Consider the following 11,153-nt stretch of genomic DNA (forward strand, 5'->3'; position numbering starts at 1 on the left):
CATGAGCCATGCACAAAGTATTTTCGAGGAATATGACATGGCCCGTTCGCCGATCAAGCCGGCCCGCGTAACCAAGGCACCGGAGCGCCCAACGATCGGATTCGGTGTGCCAGCGACCACAGATCCGCACCACTTTATTGTTGACGTCCCGAAAAACTCGTCTGGAGCCGTTAGCATCATCGAGAGCCTTGGTCTGCAGGCTCAGGATCAGCAAGCGGGCATCATCGAGCGCGTCGTACTGGAGCGTTCCCGTTGGACGGCGATCCGCAGCGAGGTGCAGCGTGCTTTCAATGCTCGCCTTAAGGAGCACAACCTGCGTGTCAGCGCCTGGAAGGTGGGTGAAAACCCGGTGGATCGTCTGCTAGGTAAGGAGCTATGTGTTATTGCGTGGGCGGTCGAAGGCATGGCGATGGAGAATATTCCGGTCGCAGTACGTAATTGGCTTGCTTTGCGCCCTGAGGAGCGGTGGTGGTTGTTTGGTATGACGGCCATGAGTACTGGCGGCGTGAATGACGGTAGCAAAGGTTGGCGTTTGGCTTTACGTCATGCGCTGGGGGATGTGGCTCAAAATGAGCTGTTCAAACCTCATACAGTAAAAGCTCGCAAACATGACACCGAGCGCCCGACCTTGGGCCTATTCGATTAAGGATTACCGGAATGACCGCAATGACTCCACAATTGGTGCCCTTCGCTCTCAAAGATGTGCCGGCCCTGATCGAGACAGTATTCCCGGCGCAGAAGGTATCGTTCGAGGCACAACGTGAGCGCAAGGCTGGCCCTGGTCAAACCCTGACATCTTTGGGTTCGTACTGGAAAGGCCGTAAGCCATTGATTCTAGTGCGAGCAATTGTGCTAGGTAGCTTGCTGCCTCGGACCGACGATGCAGAGCAGGATCTTGAACTTTTTGAGGCCCTTATGGCTTTCGATTACCAAGGTCTCGGTCGTCGAGCGGTTTCTCAGGCGGCGCTGAAACCGGCTGAGATAGCTAAGATGATTGCCTTGGCGAATCCATGGGATTACTTCAGCTACAAGATTCTGGTCGACAGTGAACTTCACGAGCAGGACGTGGATAGCTGGATGTTTCCCATTTACGGGGAGGAAAAAGGCCTCAAGCTTAGTTGGAAGCGTGGTATTAGCGATGACGCTAAGGCAGATATTTACGCTAAGGCTTTGTCTACCCTTCCGACTTACGAGGAGCGCTCACTACTTTGTAAGCGCCCGGAGGAGGTGGATCAGACCTTTTTACTTGCACCTGTGTGGCTGAAGGTCAACGAGCGCCTCGGGCACTTCGGCGTCAACGCTCACTCCATGATCGAACTTGTTGAGCAGCTCGGAATTCTGCGATACGGTCATCGCCCGAAAGTTGGTGATACCTTTGCTGGCGGCGGCAGCATTCCATTTGAGGCTGCTCGTATGGGGTGTGATGTTTATGCCTCGGATTTGAATCCGATTGCCTGCATGCTCACTTGGGGAGCATTAAATATCATTGGCGCTTCTCAGGAAAAGAGTGCGGAAATCAAGGAGGCACAGCGTAAAACGATCGAGTTGGCGCGTGCTAAAATTGACGCACTAGCGATAGAGCGAGACAGCCAAGGGAATCGTGCCAAAGCCTACCTTTATTGTTTGGAAACCCGTTGTAATGAGACCGGTTGGATGATCCCCCTTTCTACAACATGGGTTGTCTCGCCGCGTCAAATGACTATCGCTAAAATGGTCCCTAATCACGCCAGTAAAACTTTCGATATTGAGATCGTTTCCGGCGTTTCAGATGCGGAGTTACAAAGCGCGATTAAGGGAAGCGTCCAAGATGGCAACATGGTTTATAGTCTTGATGGAAAAGAATACCGGACGCCAATAAAAACGATTCGAGGCGATTATCGCAATGGAGATGGCGAGACCTCAAACAGACTTCGTCGCTGGGGGAAAGGTGAGTTCAAACCTCATGTTAGTGATATTTTTCAAGAGCGACTTTATTGCATTCAGTGGATCACTGAGGCCTCATTAAAAGAATCGAGACCTTCAACCTACTTTGCCAGCGTTACCGAAGATGATTTAGCGCGTGAAAGAAAGATAGAGACTTTAGTTGCCAATAATCTTTCGTCTTGGCAAGAGCAGGGGCTAGTTCCAGATATGGAGATTGAGTCGGGATATAACACCGACCAACCCATCAGGGAGCGCGGCTGGTCACATTGGCATCATATGTTTGGCCCGCGAGAGCTATTAACTCTCGCAACTCTGCGTAATGAAATAGATAGTTCAGTGCTGGCGCCGGAGTTTTGCGGGATCTTGGACTTTTGCTCAAAGTTGTCTCGGTGGATCATCAGGTTTTCTTCTGGTGGTGGAAGTGATTTCACTTCTAATGTTTTCTCTAGTCAAGCGCTTAATACGCTAACAAATTGGGCCAATCGTTCCTTTAGCGAGCATGAGTTCATTCAAGACTATAAGTGTGAATCCATATCCACTTCGAAAGTCGTCAAGCTAGCCCCAGCAAATACCATATGTGAAACTCAGGATATCTTTATCACTGACCCCCCGTATGCGGATGCAGTGAACTACCACGAGATTACAGAATTCTTCATTGCATGGCTGAGGAAGAATCCTCCCGCACCGTTCAACGAGTGGACTTGGGACTCTCGTCGTGCGTTGGCCATCAAGGGCGATGGAGATGATTTCCGCCGGGGCATGATTGACGCTTACTCTGCGATGGCCAAGCACATGCCGAATAATGGCATGCAGTGTGTGATGTTCACCCATCAAAGTACTGAGGTTTGGTCGGACATGGTGGGTATATTCTGGGCGGCGGGCTTACAGGTTGTGGCGGCCTGGTATATCGCTACTGAGACTACCTCTGAACTGAAGAAGGGCGGCTACGTACAGGGGACCGTGATCCTGATGCTGCGTAAGCGTCCAGACGGAGAAAAGATCGGCTTCAAGCAACGAATTCTGCCGGCGGTTCGCAATGAAGTAGCCTCCCAGATTGAGCAAATGATGCACCTTAACGACGAGGTGAAAGCTCGTATGGGCGAGCCAGTGTTTAATGACGCTGACCTGCAGATGGCCGGTTATGCAGCAGCGCTCAAGATATTGACCGGTTACACCAAGATTGGTGAGACGGATGTGACTACCTTTGCCCTGCGCCCGCGTACCAAGGGCGAGGTTACAGTGGTGGACGAGATTGTGCAGCAGGCTTCCGAAGCGGCTAATAGCCTGTTGGTGCCGGAGGGTGTTCAGCTCGATACATGGCAGTCGCTTAGTGGCGTGCAACGCTTCTACTTACGCATGCTGGATATGGAGTCGGTTGGTGCATCGAAGCTGGATAACTATCAGAACTTCGCCAAGGCCTTCCGTGTGGAGGATTACACCAAGGTGATGGGTAGCATGGCAGCCAACAAGGCTGCGCTGAAACAGGTGGATGAGTTTACCTCCCGTGAGTTAACCGACAGCACCGAGATTGGCCCAACCTGGCTTGGACAGCTGATCATCTCCATTCAGCAGCTACTAAGCGAAGTCGAGCCGCAGACGGTAGTGAGGAATTTGGCTGCCGACCTGCCAGATTACATGGAAAACCGTCTGAAATTAGTCGATGTCGCTACCTTCCTGTCGCGCAAGTCGCGAAATGAAACGGTACGTTCGGGGGCAGAGATACTTGCGGCACGGATGCAAAATCAGCGGGCACTAGATCAATAAGGAAGCAGCGACATGACGATGACCCGCATGTCTTCGCGTACTCATGCGCTGGACCAGAGTTTTCTTGCAGAGCACCTCAAGGGCGCCCTGCGCTATAGGCGCATTGCCGGTTACTTCACCAGTTCGCTGTTCGAGGTGGCAGGTGAATTGATCGAGCAGATTCCTGAGGTGCAGATTGTCTGCAATGCGGACATCCAGGCAGAAGATCTGCGGGTGGCCCAAGTTTGCGAGGCCAAGCTGCTGGGTAGGTGGAACGAGCATTCGGTGGAAGCCGAAGCGTTAATGAACCGTGAACGCTATCAGCGGTTGGCTGCTTTCCTGGATAAGCGTGGCCAGGTTATTAGGGTGGCGCCAGACAGTGCCTGCGGGTTCGTTCATGGTAAAGCAGGGGTGATTGATCTCGCTGATGGCCGCAAACTCGGTTTTATAGGATCAATGAACGAAACCAGCAATGGGTGGCAGTCACACTACGAAATATTGTGGTCGGACGACTCACCGGAAGGCGTGGCTTGGATCGAAGCAGAGTTTGACTACCTATGGAATGCGGCTAAGCCGCTTCCAGATGCTGTGTGTCGTGAGATATCTAGATGCAGTCGGCGTCGCGAGATTGGTATTGATGAAGTTGATGAGCCTGAGCAAATAGCCCCGGCGGTGCTGATCGAATCACCGCTGTACCGTGAGGGATTCTCTCTACAGCCCTGGCAGCAGGGATTTGTCAGTGAGTGCCTGAAGCACTATCAGGAATACGGCTATGTGCGTTTACTGCTGGCCGATGAAGTTGGGCTGGGGAAGACTCTATCCCTGGGGACCGCTGCTCTGGCGTTGAGTCTGTTGGCCGAGCAGAAGGGGCGAAGTAAGCCAGTGATCATCTTCACGCCTGCAACCCTGTGTGAGCAGTGGCAGACCGAGATGATGGATAAGCTCGGTGTCCCCTGCGCCCGTTGGCAGACTCAGCAAAAGGTTTGGCTCGACGATAAGGAACGAGTGATTTCACCTTCAGGTCCCGAGCATGTCACCAGTTGTCCACTTCGGATTGGCATCATTTCCACTGGCCTGATGCTACGTGACTCGTTTGAGAAGCAGTATCTACTAGGATTGCGAGGTGGTTACGGATTGGTGATCCTTGATGAGGCGCACAAGGCACGTACGCGACAGGGGATGGGCAAGGATGCGGGCACCCACAATGAGTTGCTAGCGTTCATTCGCAAGATTTCTGCTTGTTCAGATCACGTCCTTTTAGGCACGGCAACACCTATCCAGACTCAACGTGAAGACTTGTGGGATCTGGTGGGTGTGCTCCATCAGGGCAAGGGCAACTTCGTATTAGGTAGTGACTTCTCCGAATGGCACAAACCCAAGGAGATAATTCCAATATTGTCGGGTGAGGAGGATGTAAGTGATCCCGGATATGCGTGGCGATTGCTTCGGTCTCCCCTTCCAACGGTCAACTCAACGCAAGATGGACGAGCCCGTCAGCTCTACAGCATGGTGCGTCAGGATCTTGGATTACCGCAGAAGGTTTGGCTGGCCGGCTCTTATGCGGAGCTGAGCGAAGATGCTCGTGAGGTGTTGGAGGATGCGTTGGGGCGCCGTGTTTCTGGCGCAAGCTTCTTTCAGCGTGAGAACCCTTTTGTCCGCCATGTGGTGCTGCGCAAGCGCACCACCTTGGAGGAGGCCGGTTTGCTTAAGCCAATCGGCGTGGATGTGCATCCCGAGGCTGGACTGGTTAAGGATGTTCACCGTTTCAATGCACTATTCGAGGGAATTGCCTTGCGCTCCAGCGAAGACTTTCGAGAGGCCTATAGCCAAGCGCGAACCTTCGGCAAGGCATTGGCCCGTAATGGTCGCGGCAGTGGCTTCATGAAAAATCTGATGGAGCAGCGTATCTGCAGCAGCATCGTTGCTGGAATTAACACGGCACAGAAATTATTGCAGGGCGAAACAGTAACTGAGGAAAGCGATGAAGGTGTGGTCTCAGTTTCAGTGCAGAACTCAGATGAGCAACTTGCTCTACAGCGTCTATTGGATCGACTCCAGCGCGTAAAGGAAGACCCCAAACTCAAGGCGATTTTGCATTACCTGGGTGTTGAGGGGTGGCGCGAGTTGGGCTGCATTATTTTCAGTCAGTATTATGACACCGCCCGCTGGGTTGCTGAGTCGTTAGCTGCCCTTTACCCGGATGAAGCTATTGGCCTGTACGCTGGTGCTGGCCGTAGCCGCCTTTATCGCCAGGGTGATAGCGTAAGTATCGAGCGGGAAACGCTCAAACGCATGGTTGCGGATCGTAAGCTGCGCCTAATGGTGGCTACTGACGCCGCCTGTGAAGGTTTGAACCTGCAAACGCTGGGTACACTTATCAACGTCGATCTGCCATGGAACCCAACCAAACTTGAACAAAGAATTGGCCGTATCAAGCGTTTTGGCCAGGTCCGTGACAGAGTGGACATGCTCAATCTAGTCAATGAGCAGACGGTGGACGAGAAGGTATATGCTCGCCTTTCCGAGCGAATGAAAGATCGTTTCGATCTATTTGGCTCCCTGCCGGACACCATCAAAGACGAATGGATTGATAACATCGAACATCTAGGCGAATTGATGGATCAGTACATCAATGCCCAGAAAAAAGAGACAGGGTTCGATCTGCGTTACAACACCACGTTGCGGCCAACCGATAATGACTGGCGCGATTGCGCAAATGTCCTCTCTCGGCGTGACTTTGATACTTTAATGCGTAAAGGGTGGTAACCGCCTCCGCAATCAACACCTATGTGAAGGGAAGCATACGAATGAGTTTCTGGAAGGTGTTCTCCAAGCGTGAACCCAGCGTACCTCAAACCACCCCCGCCCAATCTGTGCCAAATGAAGAGCCTCTGCCCATTTCCTGCTCGCCGCCAACACATATCTCAGAGCTAGTATCAGTTGGCGCGCCAGGTGGTTATGGGGCGTTTGCTGATTTGGATCGAGATCTTGGGTTGTTAACTAAGGATGATTTGGATAAGTCACCCATGGCCACAATGGCCTATGGGTACGCGCGCCGCATAGTTGGTTACGGCCTGTACTTCCAAGGGCTAGTCGACGAAAAGCACATCGGCCACGTACAAAAGATCTTTGAGCATTACCAACTGCATACAGAACAGACCGTACGATTCCAGGAAATAGCAAGCAGTCAGGCTCTTGACCTGTTGAGGCTTTACGAGCCAGCGGCGTCAGCCCCCATTGTCGTTGCGATCATTGATAGCGTGCATAAGGGATTCAACGCGAGGCATTTTGCTTTGCCTGGCAGTGAAGAATCCGTGCCAGGGCAACAATGGTTCACATCCGAAACATGCATGGCAATTGTCCAACGGATGATTGAGAGTGGCACCCACGCGGGGCATCCAGAATCCAAATCTACTTGGCGGCTCATTGATGTAGTTGAGAAGGAAGCTAACGACAAGTTGGGACCGTTCGCCAACATGTACGAAGATCTAAAGGCTTCCAGAAAGGCGTTAGAGGTTCACCCGCACCTTTTGTCCGCCGCCGGGCATGCGATCTGGCTAGCTGGCGCGGGAACCTTCGTTGCCGGCGGTGTGCACGAACAAATCGTCATCGACTGCCAAGCGTTGATGAATAGCTTCAACGAAGGTTCAAGTATTGATTTGTCAATGCACAGTGACGCCTTTGAGCAGGCCTTGGTGCTAGCTCGGACCTATGTTCCCGCGTTGGGTAGAGAGTCTGCCGCCGAAATAATCGCCTCGGCTAAGGATTTTGTGAATTTCAGCTCCGTTGCGAGACTGTCAGTGCAAGAGGTAGTTGATCTGGCCAACCAACGCTCGATAGATAAAAGTGAAGGCCTACTCGGCTAAGTTGCCAAAAATGTCGTCCGCTCAAATTGAATTGCACGCCATGCCCTGGCTTTGCAAAACGGGCTGGATGACTACTCCGGACGCATATGTGTTTATTGGGTAATCGAGAGTTAATCGAGGGAAGAAAGTGAAAGCAACGGAAGCCAATTTGCTAAAGTTCTTGCGCAAATCGCCACAGTTTGTAATCCCGATTTACCAACGCAACTACTCCTGGACTGAGGGGCAGTGCCGCCAACTATGGGCGGATCTTTTGCGGGCAGGGCGCAATGAAAAGGTTAATGCGCACTTCATTGGCTCCATTGTCTATATCGAACGTGCGTTGTCCTCGGTCACCAGTCAGGAAGCTTTGTTGGTAATCGACGGGCAGCAGCGACTAACCACCAGTACCCTAATGATCGCTGCATTGGCTAATCACCTTGAGGGTCTCACCTCCGATGAGCTGGCGCCTTTCGAAGAGTTGTGGGAAACCTTTGCCCCTCGGAAACTTCGCAATTATTACCTACTCAACCCTGATGAAGATGGTGAGCGTCACTTCAAGCTGATCCTTTCTGAAACGGACAAAGACACGCTTTTGGCGATCCTCAAAGACACGCCTATGCCCGCCGAGAGCAGTGCTCGCGTCTACGAGAACTATCAGTTGTTCCGAGATCTCTTGAGGCAACATCACAATGAGCTTGGTGCGGTTTGTGAAGGTTTAGCGAAGCTAGTTATTGTCGATGTGTCGTTGGACCGTGCTCAGGATAATCCCCAGCTGATCTTTGAGAGTATGAACTCGACTGGGCTGGAGCTCAGCCAGGCTGACCTGATACGCAACTACATCCTAATGGGGCTGGAGCCCAATTTGCAGACCGAACTCTATAGGAGCTACTGGCGTCCGATGGAAAAGGGGTTTGGACAGGCAGCCTACACGGTTCATTTCGATGCGTTCATGCGCCACTATCTGACAGCAAAAACTGGCGAGATCCCTAATGTCCGGGAGGTGTATGTCGCTTTCAAAATCTATGCGCGTACCTTAACTGGCAACATATCCGACCTGGTTGCCGATATACACGGTTATGCAACCTACTACTGCGCCATTGCGCTTGGCGCGGAGTCGCAATCGATGCTCAAGCAGGTCTTCCACGACCTCAGGGAGCTGAAGGTTGATGTGGCCTATCCTTTCCTGCTCGATGCCTACCATGACTACAAGCAGGGTCGGCTCACCGTGGAAGAGCTACACCAGGTGGTTCGGTTGGTTGAGAGCTACGTTTTTCGTCGTGCTGTGTGCTCCATCCCGACCAATTCGTTAAACAAGACTTTCGCTGGACTTTCACGCACGCTAAAGAAGGATCGGTACTTGGAGAGCGTTCATGCCGCTTTCTTGCTTCTGCCGTCCTATCGCCGCTTTCCAGCCGATGAAGAGCTTCAGCGAGAACTCAAACAACGTGATCTCTACAATTTCCGCAGTCGTAGCTACTGGTTGCGACGTCTGGAGAACCATGGCCGCAAGGAGCGCGTGATGGTGGAGGATTACACCATCGAGCACATCTTGCCGCAGAATCCGGAGCTGTCCACTCAGTGGCAGGCGGAGTTGGGGCCAGACTGGCAGACAGTCCAGCAGACGTGGCTGCATACCTTGGGTAACCTAACGCTTACAGGCTATAACAGCGAGTATCGAGATCATCCCTTTAGCTACAAACGTGATCAGGTGACCGACAAAGACGGCAATCCTGTCGGCTTTGCGCAGAGTCCATTAAAGCTTAATAAAGGATTGGGACAGGTCCAAGTGTGGAACGAAGAGGCGATCAAGGCTCGCGCCGATCGTTTAGCAAAAGAGGCGGCAAAGGTATGGGGCGCGCCGTTCCTAAGCATTGATATTCTCGACGCCTACCGTCCGGCAACTATTCAGTTTGGGCAGCAATACAGCATTGATGAGCATCCCTTTCTGGCCGCCGGCCCTATGCGCGAGCTTTTTGAAAGTTTGCGTAGTGCCGTTCTAGAGCTTGATCCTTGCGTAAAAGAAGAGGTGCTCAAGCTCTATATTGCCTTCAAGGCGGAAACCAATTTCGTCGATGTGGTGCCGCAGACCAGGCGCCTACGCTTGTCGCTCAATATGCCTTTTCAAGAGATCGATGATCCCAAGGGCTTGTGCCGCGATGTGACCAATCTAGGGCGCTGGGGCAATGGGGACGTGGAAATTGGTCTCGCCAGCAAGGACGAGCTGCCTTATGTCGTTGGTCTAATTCGCCAATCATTCGACCGTCAGATGGGTGATGATTTCAACGTCTGATGCCGTCGTCAAAATGGCGATGAAGGAAAAAACTAAAGAGCATGATGCTGATGGTTTTTTCCTGGGTGAATCAATATCGGTATTGAATTAACGCCAGCAGATCCATCGGTTCCCCAGGAATGCACGGTAAGCGGCCAGCAAACACATCTTCAGAATCCCAGCATTAAGGGCGATGGTTTCTGTAGCCCTGCGCCGCCTATGTACTGACAAGCTTCGTCTGGACTTAGAAGCCTAAGCTTGGCGGCTCTTGAGCTGACAATTGAGCCTCCCGGAACGGCAGGTTTGCGGCGAAGAGGAATGGGGCGGAGACGATCATCGTGCCGTCGACGCTCCACTGGGGACCGTTGAGCACAGGTAACTGGCTCCAGCGATTGGCGAGCGCAATTCGGCAGCCGGGCGAGGCCCAGTACTGCTGAGCGAAACCCAGAAGATCATCCTCATTGATGGGCAGCTCGGAAGATATGACCGACCAATTGTTCTGGCCCAGATAGTTGGCGTAACGCTCAGCCGTCGCCATAACAGCCGAGGGCCAGACCTGAAAACCTCTACAGACCCTAACGAAGGTCTCAAACTGCATCGGGGCTTTACCTGATTCGATTTTTGTCCAGGCGCTAGGGGTCTTTCCAATCCAGTCCGCAACCTGAGCTTGGTGGAACCCTTTCTCAGTACGGAGCTCGCGCAGGATAACAGTGCAGATGCTGGTAACAGTGGTGACTTTCTCTGATGTGGATGACACGGGCTTCGCTCTAAGTGGCTTCTCGATGGCAGCGATCATACCCAATAAAAATCCCTATGGGAATACTTATGTTCCTGTTGGGAATGTCAATAATCTCATTCGGACTTTATTGGTTCCTTTCGCTCTCATAATCATCGGCAAGCTTGGAGCTCAGTCGCCATGAATGATAGAGCTGAATTTGCCCCTCCATCGTAAGGCACAGTATCGGCCTAAGAGCCGCAAGCGCACGGGGAACAAGCCTTAGGCAGATCAAGCAGGCATCCACTGATGCGGCTGTTACTGCCCAATCTCACTCACCCGCAGCGTCGGCAACCCCTGCACCAAGTCCTGTAGCTGCTCAGTATCGAGTTCGACTTGCGAACCTCGCCGAACGCCCGGCCAGTCGAATCTTTCCTGGTTGAGTCGGCGTGCTACCAGCCAAATGCCGACGCCGTCACCATCGCCCTTTATTTTTGGGTTCGGTAGCCGTGTTTGCTTTTCGCTTACAATGCGCGCATGCAGGGAGCGTAATTAAGAACCGGAATCCAATTCTAGTTGATACGACAGCGCCGTGATGACGCTACCAGCACCGTTTAATACTGCCTTCTCGGTCGGATAGTCTGGCGCCTATCGTCGC

The 11,153-nt window shown here is 52.5% G+C and carries 7 protein-coding genes; 5 read left to right on the forward strand and 2 right to left on the reverse strand.

What is annotated here, in order from left to right; all coding sequences use genetic code 11:
* Position 1 precedes the first annotated feature (1 nt).
* The 5 genes from ACSQ87_RS04180 (at position 2) to ACSQ87_RS04200 (ending at position 9,801) form a co-directional block, all read left to right on the forward strand.
* Positions 2-646 carry an anti-phage-associated DUF3780 domain-containing protein gene (locus ACSQ87_RS04180; protein WP_436273407.1) on the forward strand — a complete coding sequence of 215 codons (645 nt, stop codon included), beginning with the start codon at positions 2-4 and terminating at the stop codon, positions 644-646.
* Between the two features lie 11 nt (positions 647-657).
* Entirely contained in the window at positions 658-3,687 is a 3,030-nt protein-coding gene (locus ACSQ87_RS04185; protein WP_436273408.1) for an anti-phage-associated DUF1156 domain-containing protein, read from the forward strand.
* A 12-nt stretch (positions 3,688-3,699) separates the two neighbouring features.
* A complete protein-coding gene (locus ACSQ87_RS04190) occupies positions 3,700-6,432 on the forward strand; it encodes a phospholipase D-like domain-containing anti-phage protein (protein WP_436273409.1) in 2,733 nt (910 codons plus the stop codon).
* A 41-nt stretch (positions 6,433-6,473) separates the two neighbouring features.
* Positions 6,474-7,532, forward strand: a complete 1,059-nt coding sequence (locus tag ACSQ87_RS04195) for a hypothetical protein (protein ID WP_436273410.1) — start codon at positions 6,474-6,476, stop codon at positions 7,530-7,532.
* A gap of 127 nt (positions 7,533-7,659) precedes the next feature.
* Positions 7,660-9,801, forward strand: a complete 2,142-nt coding sequence (locus ACSQ87_RS04200; RefSeq protein ID WP_436273411.1) for a GmrSD restriction endonuclease domain-containing protein — start codon at positions 7,660-7,662, stop codon at positions 9,799-9,801.
* Between the two features lie 223 nt (positions 9,802-10,024).
* On the opposite strand, the gene ACSQ87_RS04205 is transcribed toward ACSQ87_RS04200, so the two are convergent.
* Both ACSQ87_RS04205 and tnpB read right to left on the reverse strand, forming a co-directional pair.
* Positions 10,025-10,576 carry a helix-turn-helix domain-containing protein gene (locus ACSQ87_RS04205; protein WP_436273412.1) on the reverse strand — a complete coding sequence of 184 codons (552 nt, stop codon included), beginning with the start codon at positions 10,574-10,576 and terminating at the stop codon, positions 10,025-10,027.
* Between the two features lie 237 nt (positions 10,577-10,813).
* Positions 10,814-11,038: an IS66 family insertion sequence element accessory protein TnpB gene (gene tnpB, locus ACSQ87_RS04210; protein WP_436275077.1), complete on the reverse strand. Its 225-nt coding sequence runs from the start codon at positions 11,036-11,038 to the stop codon at positions 10,814-10,816.
* Between the last annotated feature and the right edge of the window lie 115 nt (positions 11,039-11,153).

It is taken from the genome of Pseudomonas sp. LjRoot277 (assembly GCF_964253845.1).
In the GTDB taxonomy this organism is placed as follows: domain Bacteria; phylum Pseudomonadota; class Gammaproteobacteria; order Pseudomonadales; family Pseudomonadaceae; genus Aquipseudomonas.